The organism is Bacillus sp. AY18-3, from assembly GCF_008042305.1.
In the GTDB taxonomy this organism is placed as follows: Bacteria; Bacillota; Bacilli; order Bacillales; family Bacillaceae_G; genus Bacillus_A; species Bacillus_A wiedmannii.
Genome location: NZ_QKQR01000011.1, coordinates 105837 through 130016 on the forward strand (window position 1 = coordinate 105837; position 24180 = coordinate 130016).

The window sequence follows — 24180 nt, forward strand, 5'->3', positions numbered from 1 at the left end:
TTGTTTACTAAAATGAAGAATTATACGTATTGAATTTTTGTAGGCATTTTCGGATCTGTATCGTGAATTTCAAAGGCTTCTCCCACTCCAAATCCTTTTTCCTCTAATACTTGTGATACTGACATACGTGCTAGTTCTTTCATGTTATTATCTAAACTTAAATGAGCTAAATAAATATGTTTTGTCTCATCTGTAATTACATCCGCCATCGCTAATGCAGCGTCCTCATTACAAACGTGACCCACATCACTTAAAATACGTCGCTTAATACTCCATGGATAACGTCCCATACGAAGCATTTCCACGTCATGATTACTTTCAAACACGAAAGCATTAGCACCCTTAATAACACCTTTCATACGGTCACTCACGTATCCCGTATCTGTAATAAGGGCTAACTTTCTATTATTGTTATGAAAAGCATAGAACATCGGCTCTGCCGCATCATGAGAAACCCCAAATGACTCGACCTCAATATCACCGAATGTTTTCACATCCCCAACTGAGAAAATAAACTTTTGCTCAGTTGGGATATTTCCTATTAAATGTTCCATTGCATTCCATGTTTTCTCATTTGCATAAACAGGTAAATCATATTTACGTGCCAATACACCTAACCCTTTAATATGGTCACTATGTTCATGTGTTACAAGAATACCTGATACATCATTTATATTTAGTTCTGCCTGTTTAAATAAAGCCTCTGTTGCTTTACCACTTAAACCTGCATCGACGAGTAATTTTTTTTCATCTGTTCCTACATATAGCATATTCCCTGTACTTCCACTTGCAAGTACGCTAAAATGCAACCCCATTCTTTCTCACTCCAGTATGTTCATCAACCACTTGATTTTCCCTTTCCCCTAATTCCATAACTTGTCCTTCGATTGCATTTACAAAGAAGTCCTGCTTCTGCTCCGTTTTTAAATTCCATGTTGGAGCGAGTACTTGGTTATTAGAAGTAGATGCGGTAAGGGTGGCATAACCAATTTGTGCTTCTTTTACATGTGTATTCCCATGAACTTTATTTTTTAAATACAGATTTTCTAAAGCTGTTTGAGCAGTAATAATTTCTTGCTGTTTCGTTTTTTCACTTTCGCCCATTTCTTTTAAATCAGTTAGCATCGTCTGCGTGTACGACACGAGTTCATTTTTTTCATTTAATTCCACAACAATCATTGCCTGATCGTTATAGAAAATAGGCTTATCTTTATATTTTTGGAAGAAGTAAATTTTAGAGTCTTTCATCGCCCCAAACTCATACTTTTGTCCATCCAATACATAGTTCTTCAAAAAATCACTATACTTATCTTTGGATAATGATTTTGTATTTAAAAAGGGCTCTTTTAGCTTACTTTCTATCCTGTACATATTTTGTATATGCGCCGTTTGATTCTTTAAAGACTGTACATCTTCTTCTTTAAACGCCTTGTTTTCCGCCCTAATAAATGATTCTTTTTTCGGTTCTTTAGGGAAATTACCCATAGTAATTTTATTTGCTTTTAATTCTTGATCTATCTTTGTTTCTGCAATAAGCTCCAATTGATTACTATCTTGCTTTTGAATGAATTGAAAAATGAGAAAGAGGTCCAAAACAAAAAAGGTCACAATAAATATGGTTTTAATCCGATCCCAATCCATTTAGTCCTCCCTCACTCCACTCATATATTTTTTGTTTACCCGCTTCATCTTCAACAAACTTTACATACCAAATTGGCTGTAGTCGAGCTACTTGCCCATCTAGTGATAATTTGTATCCAATACCAATGTCTTTAATGAATCTTTTATCTACCGCGGCATTATTTTCTAAAGATGCTATTACAACATGACCTGATGGAAGAGTAACCTTCTGTTCTATACCTTTCGTATTTAAAGACAACAACGGTCTTTCATATTCCATTACTTCTTCTGATCCCCATACTTGTCTCAATTCAGCTAATCCATCTGTATTGAATACGGAATATCCATCTTCATGTAAACGGAATACCGTCTGTCCTTTATTCATATAATCCAAACGATATGAATCCAAACTCCCACTGTGACCATTTACAAAATCAAAGCTTTTTTGTAAAAGCATTAAATTATCTGTCGTTTTCTCACTTGAAACAGAAGAATTTTTATACTTTAGCATATGATGATCGTTTTCAATCTCCATGGACCTAATACCATCCGTAAATGTTTCTTTCGATTTCTCGGTAATAGGGCTTAAATAACGTGGGTCACTAAAAAGAGCATTCTTAAATGTATCAACCGCTAAATTAGATGAAATATATGTTATATTACTTAATTCTGTCGTTCCATCTGGTAAAAATAGCTTTTTCATATCATTAATTTGATAGTCAAAATAAGGTTTTGCCGATACTATAAATTGATTTTGTGCATTTACAATATCTTTTAAATACACACCACTTAATTTTGCTTCATATATTCTAGAGTTATCACTATCAGAAACAAAATTAATTTTAATTTCTTGATCCCTACTTCTAGAAGGATCAAGAATAATTCGATTAAAATATTTAGGCTTATTTATACTTTTTTCTTTCATATTAAACATAGATTTAACTGCATCAAACGGGATGTTGGTAGGAAAAACAAGTTCAATTTTCCCTTCACCATGCACATAAGAAAGGAAATCAGCCTTAGCAATCGATATCTCTTTGAAATCATGTAATTCCCCTGCTTCCAAAGGTTTATAGATTGATTCTATATCTCCCTCTCTTTTGCTCCCATAATGATTTTTATCTTTATGCACGATGATAGAAGTAGGGCGGACAACATCAGCGATTTTAGTTTGAGTAATTCCTTCATTCCCCTGCACAAATTTTGCATTTTGCATAGACGTGGAATCTGGCACATACGTCCATAAGTTAAAAGTAAGAAATAGGCTAATTACAACTAAATTAATTAAAACTATCGTTTTAACATTTTCCATACTCATTCCCAATCGTCCTCTTCATCTGCTGCCATTGGCAATGTGAAGTAAATAGTTGTCCCTTTTCCTTCCTCACTCTTCGCCCAAATCGAGCCACCATGTGCCTCAATCATTTCTTTTGCAATTGCTAATCCAAGTCCTGTACCACCCATTTGTCTTGAACGTGCTTTATCTACGCGGTAAAAACGTTCAAAGATTTTATCGACGTTTTCTTTGGGAATACCCATTCCTTGGTCACTTACACTAACCTCTAATAATTCCCCACGATCACGTAAGCGATATGTTACTGTTCCACCTTCTGGTGAATACTTTAATGCATTCGAAATAATGTTATACAAAACTTGCGTAATTTTATCCGTATCCATATCAATAAATCGGGATTTCTTAGAGAAAGATCGTTTGAAACTTACGTTTTGCTCTTTAGACATTTCAAAACGATCAATAATGTTATTAAAGAAGTCAGTAAAGTCGACCCATTCTTTCATTAAACGATGTTCTGTACTATCGAGTTTAGAAAGTTGCAATAACGCATTTACAAGTCTAATCATTCTTTCTGTTTCTTCTTGTGTAACTGTTAAAAATTGCGGTGCAATATTCGGATCTTGCCACGCGCCGTCCGTAAGTGCCTCTAAGTAACTGCGCATCGTTGTTAATGGCGTTCTTAATTCATGGGAAACGTTTGCCACAAACTCACGGCGTTCCCTTTCTATACGCTCCTGCTCAGTTACATCATATAATACGGCAATTAAACCATTTGCTTTCCCTGTCTCTTTTTGAATAACAGAGAAACTAGCACGTAAAATATATGGCTCATTTCTCGTACTAAAATCTAATAAAACGGAATCAGGCTCTTCGTATAAATGATCGAGCGTAAATTCTTCTTGTATCCCTAATACTTCTAAAACAGATTGGTCGAGCGCCGTTTCACGCGAAACATTTAGCATCTTCTCCGCAGGATCATTTAATAAAATAATGTCTCCTTTTCGGTCAGTAGCAATTACTCCATCTGTCATATGTGATAAAACAGATGATAATTTACGTCTTTCACTTTCCGTTGAAGAACGAGCTTGTTGTAATTTTTTTGATAAATTATTGAAAGATAATGCTAATTGTCCTATTTCATCATGGCTATGCACTTTTACTTTTCTTGAATAGTTTCCTTTTGCCATTTCAATCGCTTGTCTTCGCATATCTGAGATTGGTCTCGTAATCGTTTGAGCTAACAAAATTCCAAGTACAGCTGTTACGAGTAATGCAATAACGGTTCCAGTCGCAAAAATTTGATTAATATCCTTCATCTGTTTATAAACATCTTCCATAGATGCAACAATGTAAATAACACCAAGTGCATCCTTGCCGTTATCATCTAGAATAGGAGTAAGCATAACTTGTACACGATGGCCTGTACGACCATCCTTCTCAATTTTCACTTCTGGCTTTTTTTGTACTAATACCCGTTGAACAGCTATATCAGTTGATGTTCTATTTACCTTGTTTTGCTTTGACTCATCTGAAATAGCGAGTAACTTTCTATGCGAATCAAATACACTTACCTCTTGGATATCTTTCTTTCGATCAGAAGCAAATTTTCGAATTGAAGTTTTAATCGTTTCATCTGTTGATTCTGTTTCTGCCTTTGTATAACTTTTTTTAAACTCTTGTTTCAAGTTATATGATAATAAGTTCGTTTGCTGCGTTAAAGAATCTCTAAAGCCTTGTACAAGACTCTTTTCTAACTCTCTTACAAAATATACCCCAATAACTTGCATAGCTATCAATATTAATAGCATATATATGAGTACAAATTTTAAATGAATAGATTGAAAAAAACCAACTTTCTTCATATACTATTCCTGCTCTGGGTCACGCAAGTAATATCCTACTCCACGTCTAGTTACAATTAAAGTAGGATGACTTGGATTATCTTCAATTTTTTCACGTAAACGACGCACTGTTACATCCACTGTACGTACATCTCCAAAGTAGTCATAACCCCAAACTGTTTGCAATAAATGCTCACGAGTCATAACTTGTCCTAAATGTTTGGCTAAATAATGTAGTAGCTCAAATTCACGATGTGTAAGTTCAATATTTTCCTCACGTTTCGTTACACTATACGCATTTGAATTGATAACGATTGGTCCAATAACCATTTCCGTATTTTCTTCTTTTTCTGCAGCACCACCTTGTTGATGGCGACGTAAATTCGCCTTCACACGAGCAAGTAGTTCCCTCGTACTAAATGGCTTCGTTACATAATCATCTGCTCCAAGCTCAAGCCCTAATACTTTATCAATTTCAGAGTCCTTTGCTGTAAGCATAATAATCGGCATTTCTGAGCTTTTACGTATTTCACGGCAAACCTCTAAGCCATCCTTACCTGGTAGCATAATATCTAATAAAACCATATCTGGCTGCTCTTCATTCGCTTTTTCAATCGCTTCATCACCATCATGCGCCATTACAATTTCAAAACCTTCTTTTTCTAGGTTGAACTTCAAAATATCCGCAATCGGCTTTTCATCATCAACTACTAAAATTTTCTTTCCCATCATCGTCTATTTCCTCCTTATAAAGTGAAACTTTAATCGGGCATTTACGTGCAGTTGATCCCGCACCTAACTTCTTTACCTTCGTTGAATTTTTGGGTGGGGTCTTACTGCCCGTTAATGCGGGGTAAAAATATGTTCAATATCCCTAAACACATTGATGTCTACATAGTATGTCCCTATATGGCCACATCTTTTGCTTAAGTACTTTCTCCTCTATTCTCACAGACTCATGTATGATCCACTTTTACACGGAATCCTATACGATCTATAGAAAAACCTCTAGCTTCAACTGCTAGAGGCTTCTCATTCTATTTTAAAATAACTACTCAATTTTGTAAAATTACACAAATAAAAAGGATATTAAGTGGGCCCACTTAATATCCTGAGAGTGGCTCGGGACGGAATCGAACCGCCGACACGAGGATTTTCAGTCCTCTGCTCTACCGACTGAGCTACCGAGCCAAAACTATATATAAAACCACTAATGGTGGTATAAACAAAAGTGGCGGTCCCGACCGGGGTCGAACCGGCGATCTCCTGCGTGACAGGCAGGCATGTTAACCACTACACCACGGGACCAAAAATGAACATAAAAAAAACATGACCCGTACGGGATTCGAACCCGTGTTACCGCCGTGAAAGGGCGGTGTCTTAACCACTTGACCAACGGGCCACGAAAAATAAAATGGTGAGCCATGAAGGATTCGAACCTTCGACCCTCTGATTAAAAGTCAGATGCTCTACCAACTGAGCTAATGGCTCATACTCACCAACGTCATATTTTCGTGACGACAAGATGTATCATAACATGTTTCCTTTGTTTTTTGCAATACTTTTTTTATTTTTTTATAAAAGATAAGAAAAAACTCATGCGGACATGAGTTTTTTCTCAAAAATATCAATTAAGCTTCGTATACGTTACGAACGATATTTGTTTGGTTACGATCTGGTCCAACTGAGAACATAGATAATTGAATTCCTGTTAACTCAGAAACACGTTCTACGTATTTTCGTGCATTTTCAGGAAGCTCGTCTAATGATTTTACACCAGTAATATCTTCTGTCCAACCTGAAAGTTCTTCGTATACAGGCTCACATTTCGCTAAAATGTTTAAGTTTGCTGGAACTTCATCGATAACTTCGCCATTGTATTTGTAAGCAACGCAAATTTTAAGAGTCGGAATACCTGTTAGAACGTCGATAGAATTTAATGATAAATCTGTTAAACCACTAACACGACGCGCATGTCTTACAACAACGCTATCGAACCAACCTACGCGGCGTGGACGACCAGTTGTCGTTCCGTACTCACGACCAACTTCACGAATTTGATGACCAATTTCATCATGAAGCTCCGTAGGGAACGGACCATCACCTACGCGGCTTGTATATGCTTTACACACACCTACAACGCGAGTAACTTTCGCAGGACCAACTCCAGTTCCAACTGTTACACCACCAGCAATCGGGTTAGAAGATGTAACGAACGGGTACGTACCGTGGTCGATATCAAGCATAACACCTTGTGCACCTTCAAATAATACACGGTGATTGTTATCTAGTGCATCATTTAATACAACAGACGTATCACATACATATTGCGCGATTTGTTGTCCGTACTCGAAGTACTCTTCGAAGATTTCTTCTACACTGAAACCTTCTGTATCGTACATTTTTTCAAATAAACGATTTTTTTCTACTAAATTGCGCTCAAGCTTTTCTTTAAATGCTTCACGGTCTAAAAGATCAGCCATACGAATACCAATACGAGCAGCTTTATCCATATATGCAGGACCGATACCTTTTTTCGTTGTACCGATTTTGTTATCACCTTTACTTGCTTCTTCTAATTCATCTTGTTTTAAGTGATAAGGTAAAATAACGTGCGCACGGTTACTCACACGTAAATTATCAGTACTTACACCACGATCGTGTAAGTATTTTAACTCTTCAAGTAATGCTTTCGGATCTACTACTAAGCCATTTCCGATTACACAAATTTTCTCTTTATAGAAAATACCAGATGGAATTAAGTGTAATTTATATTTAACTCCGCCGAAAACAATTGTATGTCCCGCGTTATTTCCACCTTGATATCTTGCAACTACTTCCGCATGCTCAGAAAGAAAATCAGTGATTTTACCTTTTCCTTCGTCGCCCCATTGTGTTCCTACAACTACTACTGAAGACATTATTAAAGCACCTCCGCGATTTTCAAACGATCTATTCAAACAATATAATTGTACCAAAACCGAAAAAGAAGTCAACCAAAAAGCGAACATTTTTTTATTAAAAAACATTTTCGTTCGTAAGAATTATATTTTCACACTATGAAAGCCTTATCTTTCCTATAAAAAAAAAGAAACACATCTTATTATAAGAAATGCATTTCTTTTTTATACTATCTTTATGCAGGCGGCGCATGTCCATCCTCGAAGCGACGTTCTAAGTTAACGAACTTATTGAACTCTTTAACGAATGCGAGCTCTACTGAGCCTACGGGACCGTTACGCTGCTTTGCAATAATAATTTCAATCGTATTTTTATTTTCCGTTTCTCGGTCATAGTAATCTTCACGATATAAGAAGGCTACAATATCAGCATCCTGCTCGATACTTCCTGATTCACGAATGTCAGACATCATCGGACGTTTATCTTGACGAGATTCTACACCACGAGATAACTGTGACAAGGCAATAACAGGCACTTGTAATTCACGCGCAATCCCTTTTAATGTACGAGAAATCTCAGATACTTCCTGCTGACGGTTTTCTCCTGATTTCCCGCTTCCTTGAATAAGCTGTAAATAGTCAATTAAAACCATCCCTAGACCTTGTTCTTGCTTTAATCTACGGCATTTCGCTCGAATCTCATTTACTTTAATCCCTGGTGTATCATCAATATAGATACCAGCATTAGAAAGGCTCCCCATCGCCATTGTTAATTTTGCCCAATCATCAGAAGTTAATGAACCGGTACGCAGTCTTTGCGCATCAATATTTCCTTCTGCACAAAGCATACGCATAACAAGCTGATCAGAGCCCATCTCTAAACTAAAAATCGCTACATTTTCATCAGTTTTCGTCGCTACGTTTTGTGCGATATTTAATGAAAATGCGGTTTTCCCTACTGATGGACGTGCCGCTACGATGATTAAATCATTTCGCTGGAAACCTGCGGTCATCTTATCTAATTCTGTAAATCCAGTTGGTATCCCAGTAACTTCACCTTTTTGATTATGCAAAAGTTCAATTTTATCGTAAGCATCTACAAGAACATCTTTAATGTTTTGGAATGCTTTTGCATTCGTTTGGTGAGATACTTCTAATATTTTTTTCTCAGCCTCATTTAAAAGACCATCCACGTCATCTTCTCTCTCATACCCATCAGACACGATATGAGTCGCTGTTCGAATCAAACGACGTAATAGCGCCTTTTCAGCGATGATTCGTGCATAATATTCTACGTTAGCAGCGGTTGGAACAACTTCTGCTAATTCTGCTAAGTAAGAAACCCCACCAACTTCTTCTAATAATCCTTGATCAGCCATTGCTGACGTCATTATTACTAAGTCAATCGGCTCTCCTTTATCAGATAACCCAAGCATGACTTCAAAAATCTTTTGATGTTTCGTTCGATAAAATGAGTCAGGTACCAATAATTCCGATGCTGACGTTAACGCATCTTGATCAATTAATATGGCCCCTAAAACCGCCTGCTCAGCCTCTATATTATGCGGAGGGGTACGATCAGCCATTACATCACTCATACGCAATCCTCCTTGCTTAACTTATTTTTATTGTTCACTAACATGAACTTTTACTGTTGCTGTTACTTGCGGATGCAACTTCACAGTAACGTTTGTATAGCCTAATGCACGAATTGCATCATCCATTTCAAATTTACGTTTATCAAGTTTAATTTTATGTGATTTTTGCATTGCATCTACGATTTGTTTACTTGTGATTGAACCGAATAGACGGCCACCTTCTCCAGATTTCGCCTTTACTTCTACAGTTAGTTTCTCTAACGTTTCTTTCAACTCTTTTGCATTTTCAACCTCTGCTGCTGCATCTTTTTCTTCTTTTCGCTTTTGAGCTTCTAAAGTTTTCATACTGCTATTTGTCGCTTCAGCAGCTAATCCTTGTTTTAGTAAGAAGTTATTTGCATAGCCATCTGGTACGTTTTTTATTTCTCCTTTTTTCCCTTTACCTTTTACGTCTTTTAGAAAAATTACTTTCATGATTGTGTGCCTCCCTGTAAATAGTCATCAATAACAAATCGAAGCTTCTCCTCAGCTTCATCTACTGTAACATTTTTCATTTGTGTGGCTGCATTCGTTAAATGCCCACCACCGCCTAAATTTTCCATAATTAGCTGCACGTTCACTTCACCTAAAGACCTGCCGCTAATTCCAATGAAATTCTCGCCACGTTTTGCAATAACAAATGACGCAATAATTCCTGTCATTGTTAATAATGTGTCCGCTGATTGCGCAATAAGCACTTGATCGTAGTAATCATCACTATCAACTTTTGCAATCGCAATTCCATTTGTATAAATGTACGCATTTTTAATAGCTTTTGCAACCCGTAAATACTGATCCATATCTTCTTTTAAAAGCTCTTGTACAAGTACAGTATCTGCACCATGTGAGCGTAAATAAGAAGCGGCATCAAACGTACGAGCACCCGTCCGGAATGTAAAGCTTTTCGTATCAACAATAATACCTGCTAACAATGCCGTTGCTTCTAACATTGTCATTTTTAAATTTTTCGGTTGGTACTCAAGTAATTCTGTAACAAGTTCTGCCGTGGAAGAAGCGTATGGCTCCATGTAAACAAGCAATGGATCTTCAATAAAATCTTCTCCCCGGCGATGATGGTCAATAACAACTACATTTTCAATTTTATGTAACAGCTTTTCTTCCATCACCATTGAAGGTTTATGCGTATCAACAACAACAAGTAATGAATCATCATTTGCAAATTCCATCGCTTGTCCTGGGGTAATAAAGTGAGACCATAACTCTTCGTTTTGTTTCACTTTATCCATTAAACGCTTAATTCCCTTATCAGAATCATTTTCATCTAACACAATATATCCTTTGCGCTCATTTAATTGCGCTACCTTTAAAATACCAATCGCAGCACCAATTGCGTCCATATCAGGAGCCCTATGCCCCATTATAATGACATTACTACTTTCTAATACTAAATCCTTTAATGCATGCGAAATAACTCTGGCACGTACACGAGTACGTTTTTCAACTGGATTCGTCTTACCACCATAAAACTTAACTTTACCTGTCGCTTGTTTAATAGCTACTTGATCTCCACCACGGCCAAGCGCAAGGTCTAAACCGGACTGAGCCATTGCCCCAAGCTCTGATAAAGGTAAATCACCTGATCCAACACCTACACTTAAGGTGAGTGGTATATTCCTTTTGGATGTTTCTTCACGCACCTGATCTAAAATGCTAAATTTCCCTTTCTCCATCTGCGCTAAAATACTCTCATTTAGTACAACGAAGAATCTTTCTGAAGATGCACGTTTTAAATATGCCCCATACTTAACGGCCCATTCATTTAGTCGTGATGTTACAAGACTTGTGATATTCGTACGTAATTGATCATCTAATCCCTGTGTAACTTCATCATAATTATCTAAATAAATGACAGCCAAAACAGTGCGTTGATCCTCGTACATCTTTTCAATCTCTGTTTGTTCCGTTACATCAAAGAAATAAATTAACTTTTCTTCTTTCCTTACAAAAACGCGAAACTTTCGGTTATTTAAAGAGACTATATCGTCGGAAGTTTCTCCCTTAATAAAAAGAAGCAACGTTTCTGATACATCATAAAGGTGCCATCCAGCTAACGCATGCTGTCCTAGACATGAAGATAAATAAGGATTTGCCCAATCAATCCCATAATCCTTATTGTATAACAAAATACCAATCGGCATTTGGTTAAATGCTTCATTACTCACTTTCTTTACTCTTGTAATCATATCTGTCGTATACTTCTCAAAATTCCTTTGAAAGGTCAGTTCAAAGCGTATAACAACAAAAAGTACAATGCAAAAAATAAAAAAGGTAGATATCCCCATAATTAAATGAAAATAACAGAGGATGGCAATGAGCACAAACACGAAAAATGCCAATACATAAACAGGATATAAAAACCACTGTTTCTTATAAAATTCAGGCATGTATACAACTCCTATAAAGTAAAACTAACTCACCTTTCAGTTAGTTAAACAGATTAAAATAGTATAAGGAATATTACTTTATCCTCCTATTTTAGAACGCAATGAAATCCCTAAATCAATTATACCTAAGATTGTCACAAGAGGAAACAACATCGGTATAAACATGCAGACAATAAAACTAATAATAGGAACCCCTTTCGTAAAACCTTTGCTATGCGCTAGAAAAGCGATAAATGTCAGACCTTGTAGTACTAGTAGTAAGGCAAATATGACATATAGGTTAGAAAATACCATATGTAAATATGATGTCGGTTCTACTTTTATAAAAGTTGATAGCAAAATAAATATAACGTAATACCAAACAGTACTCTTTGGTAATTGTATATCTTTAAATTTAGGCCAAGGTATAACGTCATGCTTTAGTTTTCTCAAAACACTACCTGATATCATAACTGTAATCCAAGAAAAACATACCGAGACCATTACAAGCAAACTTGGGAATAACGTTTGTAACACATCATTAAATTGTGCAAATAATTCTTTTTGCTCCTTACTAATAGGCATACCAGCAGCAGTGACTATCTTTTCACTTTGCGCCATACTTTCATTAAGCATATTTTGCATTTGCTTCATTAAATCTATGTTAAAAAACTTTATACTTGCAACATAAATGAGCATAATACCAATTAAGTACGCAAGCGTCCCCGCCATCAAAATTTCTACCGGTTTTTTTTGTTTTTTATACATATATCCTAAAACGATACCTATCAATCCAAACATAATTGTCTTTACTAGGTTCATCGGTTGACTGACAATAACAGTAATAAAAAGTGCCGCCGTAAAAATTACAAAGGCGTTAGATAATCTATATCTTATCGTTAGCAATATAAACGGCAATGGCAACGCAAACGTTACAACTGTACCTAAAATTGGAACATACATAGATATAAGCAATAACATTGCATATATCGCTAGCAACGCTGCACCCTCAGTAATAAATTTCGTATTCTTCATCATCTAACCTCTCTTTCAAAAAAAGAAAAGCATAGCAAAATGCACAGTAGAGTCCGACTCTACTGTGCATTTCATACGCTATTATTCACCAACATATGGTAAAAGTGCCATTTGACGAGCACGTTTAATTGCAACTGTAAGTTTGCGTTGGTATTTTGCGCTTGTTCCTGTTACACGACGAGGTAAAATTTTACCACGCTCAGAAACGAAACGTTTTAATAAATCAACATCTTTATAGTCAATGCGAGTGATGCCGTTAGATGTGAAGAAACACACCTTACGACGTTTCGCACGTCCACCTTTGCGTCCTGCCATGTCTATTCCCTCCATTCTTTGTTAAAACTAACTAATTTACTGTATTAGAACGGTAAATCGTCGTCGGAAATGTCGATCGGTTGACCTACATTTGAAAATGGATCGTCATTCTTCGTAAATCCAGAGTTCCCTTGGTTCCCTTGGTTCCCTTGGTTACCTGAATTACTAGATTGACCAAATGGGTTAGAGCTTTGGTTACCGAAACCAGCTCCTGATGGTTGCTGATTAAATGAACCACGTTGCTCCCCACCGCCATTACGCGGCTCTAAAAATTGTACGCTTTCCGCAAGAACTTCTGTTACATATACACGTTTACCATCTTGTCCATCGTAATTACGAGTTTGAAGACGTCCATCTACGCCTGCTAAGCTACCTTTTTTCAAATAATTTGCTACGTTTTCTGCTTGTTTACGCCATATTACACAATTAATAAAGTCAGCTTCACGCTCACCTTGTTGATTCGCAAATGCGCGATTCACAGCTAACGTAAAAGTAGCTACTGCAACACCATTGGGCGTGTAACGTAAGTCAGGGTCCTTAGTTAAACGACCAACGAGGATAACACGATTCATCAATCGAACCACTCTCCCTTATATATCAATTATTTTTCTTCTTCTTTAACAACGATATGACGAAGGATGTCTTCGTTGATCTTAGCTAAACGGTCGAATTCGTTAATCGCTTCTGCGTTAGAGTTCACGTTTAAGATCATGTAGAAACCTTCACGTAAGTCGTTGATTTCGTAAGCTAAACGACGCTTACCCCACTCTTTCGTGTTAATGATTTCTGCACCATTGTTTGTTAAAACACCTGCGAAACGTTCAACTAAAGCTTTTTGAGCTTCTTCTTCAACGCCAGGACGAATGATGTACATAATTTCGTACTTTCTCATTACACTTTCACCTCCTTTTGGTCTAAACGGCCCATAATGGGCAAGGAGCAATTAATTTATAGTAATTACTCACGAGTTTAGATTATATCATAGTAAGTTAGATGAATCAACTCACCCATGCATAAAAAACTTGGCAAACACATAATATATTTGCCAAGCTCATATCTTTATTTTTCCTAGGAAATATTAAATTAAACGTTGAAGCGGAAGTGCATAACGTCTCCATCTTTTACGATATACTCTTTTCCTTCTAAACGAACTTTACCAGCTTCTTTTGCAGCTGTCATAGAACCGTTTGTCATTAAGTCTTCGTAAGAAACTGTTTCCGCACGAATAAATCCACGCTCAAAGTCTGTATGAATTACGCCAGCACATTGTGGTGCTTTCATACCTTGTTTAAACGTCCATGCACGTACTTCTTGCACACCAGCTGTGAAGTAAGTAGCAAGTCCTAATAAATCATATGCAGCACGAATTAATTGATCTAAACCAGATTCTTCAATGCCTAGTTCTTCAAGGAATACTTTTTTCTCTTCCTCGTCTAGCTCAGCGATTTCTTCTTCGATTTTTGCACATACAACGATTACTTGAGCATTTTCATTTGCAGCAAATTCTTTTACCATTTGTACATATTTATTTTCAGAAGGATCCATAATATCATCTTCACTTACGTTTGCTACGTATAACATTTCTTTCGTTGTAAGTAAATGAAGGCCTTTAACAATCTTCATTTGTTCTTCTGTAAATTCAACAGTACGAGCTGGTTTTCCCTCTTCAAAAGCTTCTTTTAAACGAACTAAAATTTCATGCTCATATACTGCTTCTTTATCTTTTTGTCTTGCTAACTTCGCAACACGCTCGATACGTTTATCAACAGATTCTAAATCCGCTAAGATTAGCTCTAAGTTGATTGTTTCAATATCATCGATTGGATCTACTTTCCCTGAAACGTGTGTAATATTTTCGTCTTCAAAACAACGAACAACTTGGCAAATTGCATCTACTTGGCGAATGTGAGATAAGAATTTATTTCCTAAACCTTCACCTTTACTAGCACCTTTTACGATACCTGCAATATCAGTAAACTCAAATACGGTCGGAACAGTTTTTTTCGGTTCTACTAATTCCGTTAATTTATTTAAACGCTCATCTGGTACTTCTACAATCCCTACGTTTGGATCAATTGTACAGAATGGATAGTTTGCAGATTCTGCTCCTGCTTGTGTAATTGCATTAAATAAAGTTGACTTCCCTACGTTAGGTAATCCAACAATCCCAGCCGTTAATCCCATATTTTTCACTCCTATGTCTCAATCTTTCATCATTATAGATAGTAACGAAAAAAATGACAAGTTTCCTCCAAACGAAAAAAAGTAACAGCTACCCATTGCAACTGTTACTTTCTCTCTATTCTTCGTGCTTCACAAGTATTTTTTTCACCTTACGATCAAATTCTCTTCGAGGAATCATTACTGAATGGTCACATCCCTCGCACTTAATGCGGATATCCATTCCCATACGAATAATTTTCCAGCGATTCTCACCACATGGGTGGGCTTTCTTCATTTCCACAACATCGTACAAGTTATACTGCTTTTGCTCCATTCTCCAAACCCCTCTCCATACTAAATTGCTTTTCCACTCACCAATTCTTCACGATTATATAAAACCATACGTGGATATGGAATTTCAATCCCATGTAAATCTAGACGATTTTTAATTTCTTTACGAAGTGCTCTCGCAACAACCGCATGTTGCATCGGCTCTACTTCCGCAATAACACGTAATATAACTTCTGACGCAGCCAATGTTTGCACACCTAATAACTGAGGCTTTGCTACCATTTGCGTATATTGTGCAGGTAATTCTTCTAATAACTCTTCAATGACTTGCTCCGCTTTCGCTATGTCAGCCTCATACGAAATGGATACATCAACAAATGCTACACTATTACTAACTGAATAGTTCGTAACTTGAATAATACTTCCATTTGGTAAAGTATGAATTTCGCCTGTCCAACTCTTTACTTTTGTTGTACGAAGTCCAATTTCTAGAACGACACCTTCAAACTGACCAATTTTTACATAGTCACCTACTGAAAATTGATCTTCTAGCAAAATAAATAACCCCGTAATAACATCTTTTACTAAACTTTGAGCACCAAATCCGACTGCTAAACCAATTACCCCGGCACCCGCTAATAAACCAGATGCATTAATATTAAACACACCCAAAATCGCAATTAACATAATGAACATAACAACGTATGCCACAATATTTTCAAGTAACTTCGCTACTGTAACTGTACGACGTTCTGAAATTTGAATTGGCGAACGGCTTCCCATACGAAACGCATTTCGTACAATTGCACGCGCAACTCGCACAATAATTGCACCAAGTATTAAAATAACGACTATTTTTAGTGATTTCACACCTATATTCGTCCAATCAATGGACTCAAACCATTTCAACGCTAAATCCATGTACCTCTACCTCTCCAGCTAAAATTTCTTTTTAATCATCCTTCTTATTGTATCAGAAGTCACCCTGATTTCTGAAAAATTTTTATGACTTTAATTGCATTTGTTAACTTCCATGCAGGTATAAAATGGAACGAATATATATATACTAGTACTATTATTTCCGTTTTCACTCAAGTTTTACAGGAAGTACGCACTTATAGTTTTCCATTTTACTCACCATATAACATATTTTGAAAATTTATTAAAAGGATGGATGCTTCATGAATATTGGAAGTTTTCGCTTACCCTTTTTCGAAAAAGAAACTCAAAATGTTATGCACCAAGACGTAGAAGCCTCCGAGACAATTAGTAACTTCTTACTTTCCCATATCCCTATTAAAACGAATATACCGATTATTCTCGTTTGTATCGGAACAGATCGTTCTACAGGCGATGCACTCGGTCCGTTAGTCGGTACGAAACTAGAACAAGCAGGAATTAAAAACTTCCAAGTGTTCGGCACACTAGATGAGCCAGTGCATGCGCTAAATTTAGAAGAAAAAATTCAGAATATACAGAAAGATAATCCTACTTCATTTATAATTGCGGTTGATGCCTGTTTAGGAAAGTCTCAAAACATCGGTTCCATCACTACCGGAATGGGGCCTAGTAAACCTGGAGCTGCGATGAACAAAAAATTACCTGCAGTTGGTGATTTACATATTCATGGCATCGTAAATCTAAATGGTTTTATGGAGTTTTTCGTCCTGCAAAATACAAGATTAAGTTTAGTCATGAAAATGGCTGATGTAATTGCACAAAGTATAAAAGAAACAGACCAAAAATTATCTGTATTAAAAAAAGCAAACCATCTATAAATAATAAGATGGTTTGCTTTTTAGTTTTTCTGCGCTAATAATTCTAAAATGCGATTTAAATCTTCTTTATTAAAAAATTCAATTTCGATTTTACCTTTTTCTTTTTTCGTTTCTTTAATTTTCACATCTGTGCCAAACTTTTCTCTTAAGAACGTTTCGCGTTCTATGAAAAATATGTTTCTCTCTTTTTTCACTTGTTTTGTTTCACGTGAAACGCGTTGATTAATCTCCTGAACAATTTTCTCTAATTGACGAACGTTTAATCCTTCTTTTTCGATTCGTTTTAATAAAGATTTCAATTGTTCTTCATCTTTTATAGTAAGCAAAGTTCTCCCATGGGCCATTGAAAGTTGACCATTTGCAATCATATCTTGCACAAAAGAAGGGAGGCTTAATAATCGCGTATAATTTGCAATGTAAGGTCTGCTCTTACCAAGACGTTTTGCTAATTGTTCTTGCGTTACATTTAGCTCATTCATTAACATTTGATATGCCATTGCTTCTTCCATTGGGTTTAAATCTTCTCGTTGTAAGTTTTCAAGCAATGCAAACTCCATCATTTGCTGCTCATTTAATTGTCTTACAACAGCAGGTACCTTTTCGAGCCCTGCCTCTTTGGCAGCACGATATCTTCTTTCACCTGCAACAATTTCATATCCTTTAATACTCTTCCTAGCAATTAACGGTTGCAATATGCCGTGCTCTTTAATAGAGGCCGATAATTCTTGAATTGCCTCTTTATTAAAGTGTTTACGTGGTTGATATGGATTCGGTCTTAATTCAGTTATCACAATCTCCTGAATTGCCTCTTCTTCTTTCACATCTAAATCAGGAAAAAACACATTAATTCCTCTTCCTAATCCTTTAGCCACCTGCAATCACTTCCTCTGCTAAATCTATATATACTTCTGCCCCTCTTGATTTAGCGTCATACTGCATAATTGGTTTCCCATGACTTGGTGCTTCACTTAAACGAACATTACGAGGAATAATCGAACGGTATACTTTATCCCTAAAGTATTTTTTCACTTCATCTATAACCTGAATCCCTAAATTCGTACGGGCATCCAACATCGTTAACAATACACCTTGAATTGCTAGATTTTTATTTAAGTGCTTTTGCACAAGTCGAACTGTATTTAATAGCTGACTTAATCCTTCTAGTGCGTAATATTCGCATTGAACAGGAATAATAACAGAATCTGCTGCGGTTAATGCATTAATCGTTAATAACCCTAAGGACGGGGGACAGTCGATAATAATATAGTCATATTCATCACGAACTGGCTGTAATGCCCTTTGTAAACGTACTTCCCGGGAAATAGTCGGTACCAATTCAATTTCAGCACCTGCCAATTGAATTGTAGCGGGTAGAACATCTAAGTTTTCAGTTGCGGTTTTACGTATAACCCCTTGAACATCTGCATCTTCCACAAGAACATTGTAAATACATTGATCTAATTCGGATTTTTCAATTCCCACACCAGTCGTTGCATTTCCTTGAGCGTCAATATCTACAAGAAGGACTTTTTTACCTACTTGTGCCAATCCAGCCCCTAAATTAACAGATGTTGTTGTTTTTCCAACGCCACCTTTTTGATTGGCAATAGCAATGATTTTTCCCATGATGTCACCTACTTTCAACCTTTCTATCTTATTCTAGTAACAATTACGTTTATTGTAACATGAAATAAAAGTTTTTCTTTTACGTCCTTATTAAACTTCAAAATTTATTTCTAAACTCCTTCTTCATCTAACAAGAAAATATAGTAAAAGAGACCTATCCAGTAGGATAAGGTCTCTAACACGCCATTATTATTTTTTCTTCGGAATTTTAATTGTAATTTGATAGTACTCATCAAATTCTTCTTCCGCAGAATTAACATTTAAACCACTGTCAGCAACCATTTGTAATGACTGCCTAATTGTATTCATGGCAATTCTCGTATCTCGACTTACTGCTTTTTGCTTTGCCTTACGCTTCGGTTTGGCTTCCTCTAGTAATTTCGCAATTCGTTCCTCTGTTTGCTTTACATTCAGTTGTTTCTCCACAATTTCCTGTAAAACCTTCAGTTGTAATTCCTCATTCTTTAAAGGAATGAGAGCGCGGGCATGACGTTCTGTAATACTTTTTTCTAATAACGCACGTTTTATTTCTTCAGGCAACTTTAACAATCGCAACTTATTTGCGATTGTGGATTGTCCTTTTCCAAGTCGTTGTGCCAATGCTTCTTGTGTTAAATTATGTAACTCAATTAGCTTTTGATATGCCACAGCTTCCTCGATTGCTGTTAGTTCCTCACGTTGCAAGTTTTCAATTAAAGCTACAGAAGCTGTCTCTGTATCATTTAAGTTCTTTATAATTGCAGGAACTTTTTCCCACCCTAACTTTGTTGCCGCACGGAAACGCCTTTCTCCAGCGATAATCTCGTACTTGTCATCCTCATATTGCCTCACAACAATCGGCTGAATCAGCCCATGTGTACGAATCGTTAGTGCTAGCTCTTCAATTCGTGCATCATCAAAAACTGTTCGTGGTTGATAACGGTTAGGGGTAATATTTACTATCGGAATTTCTTGTATTTCTTCATATACCTTTTTATCTATTTCTTCATGGCTTTCGTCTTGTAATTCGAATTCGCTCTCTTTATCTCCAAAGCCAAATAAACGAGAAAACGTATTTTTCATACATATTCCACCACCTTTTAGGCCTATTGACTATTCTCCATAAAATGTTTCCTATGAAACATTTACGTTTTCATTTATATAATTTAATCTTACGTCTAATAAGATTTATTTTTCAATAGGTAATTTATTGGGTGTTCCCGGTTTGCGTGGATATTTCTTTGGTGTCTTGCGCTTTTTCTCGATTAATAAAATATTACGTTCACTTTCTTCAAACGGTAATTGGAACGTAGACATTTCTTTTAAATTCCCGCCTAGCACCTCTAAAGCATACTTGCCATTTTCAATTTCTTCGTTTGCTGCGGCACCTTTCATTGCAATGAATGTTCCCCCAACTTTTACAAGTGGTAAACATAGCTCACTCAATACCGAAAGACGCGCGACTGCACGTGCCATTACAATATCGTATGATTCACGTACACCTTCTTTTTTCCCAAATGTTTCCGCACGATCGTGACAAAACGCAACGTCACCTAATTCCAACTTTTGTGCTAAATGATTTAAGAAGTTAATACGTTTTTGCAATGAGTCTACAATTGTTACTTTTAAGTGCGGGAAACAGATTTTCAAAGGAATACTTGGGAATCCAGCTCCTGCGCCAACATCACAAATTGAGAATGGTTCTGAAAAATCATAATAAAAAGCAGCTGTAATGGAATCAAAAAAGTGTTTTAAATATACTTCCTCTTTCTCCGTAATAGCCGTTAAGTTCATTTTTTCATTCCACTCTACTAATGTTTCAAAGTAGATTTCGAACTGCTCTAACTGTCTAGAAGAGAGGGTGATACCCTTCTCTTCTAGCATAGATTGAAATTGTTCTATGTTCATCTAACAATATCTCCTTACTATTTATTGGTTCGATACTCGCGCAATTTTTCCTTGTTCAATATACACAAGTAAAATAGAAACATCCGCTGGATTCACGCCAGAAATACGTGAAGCCTGCCCCATTGAAAGTGGACGCACATCTTTCAATTTCTGTCTCGCTTCTGAGGCAAGGCTAGAAATCGCATCATAATCAATATCCACAGGGATTTTTTTGTTTTCCATTTTCTTCATACGCTCTACTTGCTGTAAGGATTTTTCGATATATCCTTCGTACTTAATCTGAATTTCAACTTGTTCTGTAATTTCATCACTTAATTCTACTTCGCTTGGTACTAAAAGATGAATATGCTCATATGTCATCTCTGGACGACGTAATAAGTCACTTGCACGTATTCCATCTTTCAATTCACTTCCGCCAATACTACGAATTAATTCTTGAACTTCAGGACGTGGTTTAATAATAATGCTGCTTAAACGTTCCTTTTCCTGTTCAATTTTTAATTTTTTATTTGTAAATCGCTCATAGCGCTCTTCTTTAATTAATCCAATTTCACGACCAACTTCAGTTAAACGAAGATCAGCATTATCGTGGCGTAATAATAGGCGATATTCTGCACGAGATGTTAATAAGCGATATGGTTCATTTGTACCTTTCGTTACAAGGTCATCAATTAAGACACCAATATAAGCATCCGCGCGACCTAAAATAACTTCTTTTTTACCTAAAGAACGACATGCTGCATTAATCCCAGCCATAAGCCCTTGTCCTGCCGCCTCTTCGTAACCAGAAGTTCCGTTAATTTGTCCTGCTGTATATAAATTCTTAATTTTTTTCGTTTCAAGTGTTGGCCATAGTTGTGTTGGCACAATTGCATCATATTCAATTGCATAACCTGTACGCATCATTTCAACATTTTCTAGGCCAGGTATTGTTCTAAGCATATCACGTTGCACATCTTCTGGTAAGCTTGTGGATAAACCTTGTACATACACTTCTTGTGTATTACGTCCTTCTGGCTCTAAGAAAATTTGATGACGTGGTTTATCATTAAATCTTACTACTTTGTCTTCAATTGAAGGACAATATCTAGGTCCTGTTCCCTTAATCATACCAGAATACATAGCTGAGCGATGTAGGTTTTCATCTATTAAACGATGTGTTTCCGTACTTGTATACGTCAACCAACATGGAATTTGATCCATAATAAATTTTGTCGTTTCAAAAGAGAAAGCTCGTGGTTTATCATCACCTGGCTGAATTTCTGTTTTACTGTAATCAATCGTATTACTATTTACACGCGGAGGTGTACCTGTTTTAAATCTAACAAGATCAAATCCAAGCTCCTCTAAATGCTCGGATAAAGTAATAGATGGTTGTTGATTATTCGGACCGCTCGAATATTTTAGATCTCCCATAATAATCTCACCGCGTAAAAATGTTCCAGTCGTAATTACAACTGTTTTGGCTGTATATTCAGCACCAGCTTGCGTAACTACCCCTTTACATTCGCCATCTTCAACGATTAAACGCTCAACCATTCCTTGGAACAACGTTAAATTTGGTGTTTCTTCAATTGTTTTCTTTAATTCATGCTGGTAAGAAAACTTATCTGCTTGTGCGCGAAGCGCGCGTACAGCTGGTCCTTTACCTGTATTTAACATACGCATTTGAATATATGTTTTATCGATGTTGCGTCCCATTTCTCCGCCTAATGCATCAATTTCCCGAACAACAATCCCTTTTGCTGGTCCACCAACAGAAGGGTTACATGGCATAAACGCCACCATATCTAAATTAATTGTTAACATTAATGTTTTGGAGCCCATTCGTGCTGCCGCAAGACCAGCTTCACATCCTGCATGACCTGCACCGATTACTATGACATCGTATGAACCGGCATTGTATCCCATTGTTTATTCCTCCTAAAAATCTCTATCTTTCTCAAACATCGCTATATTATTTTCCTAAACAAAATTGAGAGAACAACTGGTCAATTAGGCTTTCATGGACGGTATCACCAGTAATTTCACCAAGTATTTCCCACGTTCTTGTTAAATCAATTTGCACCATATCAATTGGAACACCGTTTTCTATTGCCTCAATTGCATCTCCAATTGTTTTTCCTGCTTGTGTTAATAATCCAATATGTCTCGCGTTAGAAACATATGTCACATCTGCAGAATCAATTGTTCCTTCAAAGAATAAATCAGCTATTGCCTTTTCAAGCTCATCTATTCCTTGTTCCTCAATTAACGATGTTGTAATAATACGATTTCCCGCTGCCAATTCTATAACACGTTCCATATCGATTACTTGCGATAAATCTGTCTTATTTACAATAACAATGAAATCTTTTCCTTGTACGGCACGGAATAGATTTTCATCCTCATGCGTTAAAGCCTCGCTATAATTAACGACAACTAACACTAAATCAGCTTGGCTCATCATTTCTTTTGAACGCTCTACACCAATTCGTTCAACAACATCTTCTGTTTCACGAATCCCGGCTGTATCTATAAGTTTAAGTGGTACACCACGCACATTAACGTACTCTTCAATAACATCACGAGTTGTTCCTGCAATATCAGTTACAATTGCCTTTTTCTCCTGAACAAGACTATTTAATAGCGATGACTTCCCAACGTTAGGTCTACCGATGATTGCAGTAGCAATACCTTCACGTAAAATCTTTCCTTGCTTCGATGTTTCTAATATTTTTGCAATTTCCGTACGAACATGTGTAGCCTTCTCAATTAAAATATTATGTGTCATTTCTTCCACATCATCATATTCCGGGTAATCTATGTTTACCTCAACATGAGCCAACGTTTCTAATATGTCCTGACGCAGACGGCCGATTAATTTAGATAATCGTCCTTCCATTTGATTAATCGCTACGTTCATTGCACGATCTGTTTTTGCACGGATTAAGTCCATAACAGCTTCTGCTTGTGATAAATCAATACGGCCATTTAAAAAAGCACGTTTTGTAAATTCACCAGGCTCTGCTAATCGTACTCCTTGCGCTAAAATAAGCTGCAATACTTTATTTACCGAAACAAGTCCGCCGTGACAGTTAATTTCCACTATATTTTCACGTGTAAAAGTCCTTGGTGCACGCAGAATAGATACCATCACTTCTTCAATAACCTGATTTGTATCTAAATCCACAATATGACCATAATGAATTGTGTGAGAAGGAACTTCTGTTAAATCCTTCCCTTTAAAAATACGATTAACTTTTTCAACCGCATCATCTCCACTTACTCGAACAATGGCAATTGCACCCTCTCCAAGCGCTGTGGAAATCGCGGCAATTGTATCAAATTCCATGTCCTTTCACCTCACTTGCTTATTTATCTCTATTTCAACATGATTATTTTCTTCACTAAATTATTAGAATACCAT

At 36.5% G+C, this 24180-nt stretch carries 23 protein-coding genes and 4 tRNA genes; 1 reads left to right on the forward strand and 26 read right to left on the reverse strand.

Annotated features, from left to right (window positions below):
* Positions 1–20: 20 nt before the first annotated feature.
* From DM800_RS10870 to DM800_RS10965, 20 genes are all read right to left on the reverse strand, one after another.
* Complete coding sequence (locus tag DM800_RS10870; protein WP_000522836.1) at positions 21–815, reverse strand: MBL fold metallo-hydrolase; 795 nt, start codon at positions 813–815, stop codon at positions 21–23.
* Positions 799–1641, reverse strand: coding sequence for a two-component system regulatory protein YycI (locus DM800_RS10875; RefSeq protein ID WP_088065084.1), 843 nt, complete (start codon positions 1639–1641; stop codon positions 799–801). Before DM800_RS10875 ends, DM800_RS10870 begins: the two co-directional genes overlap by 17 nt.
* On the reverse strand, positions 1622–2938 hold the full coding sequence (locus DM800_RS10880; protein WP_147786854.1) for a YycH family regulatory protein: 1317 nt from the start codon (positions 2936–2938) through the stop codon (positions 1622–1624). Before DM800_RS10880 ends, DM800_RS10875 begins: the two co-directional genes overlap by 20 nt.
* The gene (gene walK / locus DM800_RS10885; protein ID WP_048542845.1) at positions 2935–4776 is read right to left on the reverse strand and encodes a cell wall metabolism sensor histidine kinase WalK; all 1842 of its coding nucleotides are present in this window, start codon (positions 4774–4776) and stop codon (positions 2935–2937) included. The genes DM800_RS10880 and walK overlap by 4 nt, the downstream gene beginning before the upstream one ends.
* Before the next feature lie 3 nt (positions 4777–4779).
* Positions 4780–5487, reverse strand: a complete 708-nt coding sequence (walR, locus tag DM800_RS10890; RefSeq protein ID WP_000971866.1) for a cell wall metabolism DNA-binding response regulator WalR — start codon at positions 5485–5487, stop codon at positions 4780–4782.
* Between the two features lie 386 nt (positions 5488–5873).
* Positions 5874–5946 (reverse strand) — tRNA-Phe (locus DM800_RS10895).
* Between the two features lie 41 nt (positions 5947–5987).
* Positions 5988–6063: transfer RNA gene (locus DM800_RS10900), tRNA-Asp, on the reverse strand.
* 22 nt (positions 6064–6085) lie between these two features.
* Positions 6086–6157 (reverse strand) — tRNA-Glu (locus DM800_RS10905).
* Positions 6158–6170: 13 nt separating this feature from the next.
* Positions 6171–6246 (reverse strand) — tRNA-Lys (locus DM800_RS10910).
* Between the two features lie 140 nt (positions 6247–6386).
* The gene (locus DM800_RS10915) at positions 6387–7676 is read right to left on the reverse strand and encodes an adenylosuccinate synthase (RefSeq protein WP_044740892.1); all 1290 of its coding nucleotides are present in this window, start codon (positions 7674–7676) and stop codon (positions 6387–6389) included.
* A gap of 215 nt (positions 7677–7891) precedes the next feature.
* Positions 7892–9253: a replicative DNA helicase gene (gene dnaB / locus DM800_RS10920; RefSeq protein WP_001286242.1), complete on the reverse strand. Its 1362-nt coding sequence runs from the start codon at positions 9251–9253 to the stop codon at positions 7892–7894.
* 27 nt (positions 9254–9280) lie between these two features.
* Complete coding sequence (gene rplI, locus DM800_RS10925) at positions 9281–9727, reverse strand: 50S ribosomal protein L9 (protein WP_000864225.1); 447 nt, start codon at positions 9725–9727, stop codon at positions 9281–9283.
* Positions 9724–11697: a DHH family phosphoesterase gene (locus DM800_RS10930; RefSeq protein WP_001113891.1), complete on the reverse strand. Its 1974-nt coding sequence runs from the start codon at positions 11695–11697 to the stop codon at positions 9724–9726. Before DM800_RS10930 ends, rplI begins: the two co-directional genes overlap by 4 nt.
* 78 nt (positions 11698–11775) lie before the next feature.
* The gene (locus DM800_RS10935; protein ID WP_147786855.1) at positions 11776–12711 is read right to left on the reverse strand and encodes a YybS family protein; all 936 of its coding nucleotides are present in this window, start codon (positions 12709–12711) and stop codon (positions 11776–11778) included.
* Positions 12712–12792: 81 nt separating this feature from the next.
* Positions 12793–13026 carry a 30S ribosomal protein S18 gene (rpsR, locus tag DM800_RS10940; RefSeq protein WP_000918874.1) on the reverse strand — a complete coding sequence of 78 codons (234 nt, stop codon included), beginning with the start codon at positions 13024–13026 and terminating at the stop codon, positions 12793–12795.
* 44 nt (positions 13027–13070) lie between these two features.
* Positions 13071–13601 (reverse strand): single-stranded DNA-binding protein, encoded by a 531-nt coding sequence (gene ssb / locus DM800_RS10945; protein WP_002108911.1) that lies wholly within the window; start codon positions 13599–13601, stop codon positions 13071–13073.
* 26 nt (positions 13602–13627) lie between these two features.
* Positions 13628–13918 carry a 30S ribosomal protein S6 gene (gene rpsF, locus DM800_RS10950; protein WP_001233781.1) on the reverse strand — a complete coding sequence of 97 codons (291 nt, stop codon included), beginning with the start codon at positions 13916–13918 and terminating at the stop codon, positions 13628–13630.
* A gap of 191 nt (positions 13919–14109) precedes the next feature.
* Positions 14110–15210, reverse strand: coding sequence for a redox-regulated ATPase YchF (gene ychF / locus DM800_RS10955; RefSeq protein ID WP_000524660.1), 1101 nt, complete (start codon positions 15208–15210; stop codon positions 14110–14112).
* A 115-nt stretch (positions 15211–15325) separates the two neighbouring features.
* Complete coding sequence (locus DM800_RS10960) at positions 15326–15523, reverse strand: DUF951 domain-containing protein (RefSeq protein ID WP_000436051.1); 198 nt, start codon at positions 15521–15523, stop codon at positions 15326–15328.
* A 20-nt stretch (positions 15524–15543) separates the two neighbouring features.
* Positions 15544–16401 (reverse strand): mechanosensitive ion channel family protein, encoded by an 858-nt coding sequence (locus tag DM800_RS10965; RefSeq protein ID WP_000362298.1) that lies wholly within the window; start codon positions 16399–16401, stop codon positions 15544–15546.
* A gap of 260 nt (positions 16402–16661) precedes the next feature.
* Here DM800_RS10965 and yyaC point away from each other — a divergent pair, with 260 nt between their 5' ends.
* Positions 16662–17258: a spore protease YyaC gene (yyaC, locus tag DM800_RS10970; RefSeq protein WP_097858866.1), complete on the forward strand. Its 597-nt coding sequence runs from the start codon at positions 16662–16664 to the stop codon at positions 17256–17258.
* 20 nt (positions 17259–17278) lie between these two features.
* Here yyaC and spo0J read toward each other — a convergent pair whose 3' ends face one another.
* The 6 genes from spo0J to mnmE all read right to left on the reverse strand — a co-directional run bounded on the left by spo0J (position 17279) and on the right by mnmE (position 24105).
* Entirely contained in the window at positions 17279–18130 is an 852-nt protein-coding gene (gene spo0J, locus DM800_RS10975) for a stage 0 sporulation protein Spo0J (RefSeq protein ID WP_179955669.1), read from the reverse strand.
* Positions 18123–18884, reverse strand: a complete 762-nt coding sequence (soj, locus tag DM800_RS10980; protein WP_000516117.1) for a sporulation initiation inhibitor protein Soj — start codon at positions 18882–18884, stop codon at positions 18123–18125. The genes spo0J and soj overlap by 8 nt, the downstream gene beginning before the upstream one ends.
* A gap of 189 nt (positions 18885–19073) precedes the next feature.
* Positions 19074–19946, reverse strand: coding sequence for a nucleoid occlusion protein (gene noc / locus DM800_RS10985; RefSeq protein WP_000799025.1), 873 nt, complete (start codon positions 19944–19946; stop codon positions 19074–19076).
* Positions 19947–20051: 105 nt separating this feature from the next.
* Complete coding sequence (gene rsmG / locus DM800_RS10990; protein WP_001019619.1) at positions 20052–20771, reverse strand: 16S rRNA (guanine(527)-N(7))-methyltransferase RsmG; 720 nt, start codon at positions 20769–20771, stop codon at positions 20052–20054.
* Positions 20772–20792: 21 nt separating this feature from the next.
* On the reverse strand, positions 20793–22682 hold the full coding sequence (gene mnmG / locus DM800_RS10995) for a tRNA uridine-5-carboxymethylaminomethyl(34) synthesis enzyme MnmG (protein WP_000541059.1): 1890 nt from the start codon (positions 22680–22682) through the stop codon (positions 20793–20795).
* Between the two features lie 46 nt (positions 22683–22728).
* Positions 22729–24105 (reverse strand): tRNA uridine-5-carboxymethylaminomethyl(34) synthesis GTPase MnmE, encoded by a 1377-nt coding sequence (gene mnmE / locus DM800_RS11000; RefSeq protein ID WP_147786857.1) that lies wholly within the window; start codon positions 24103–24105, stop codon positions 22729–22731.
* Between the last annotated feature and the right edge of the window lie 75 nt (positions 24106–24180).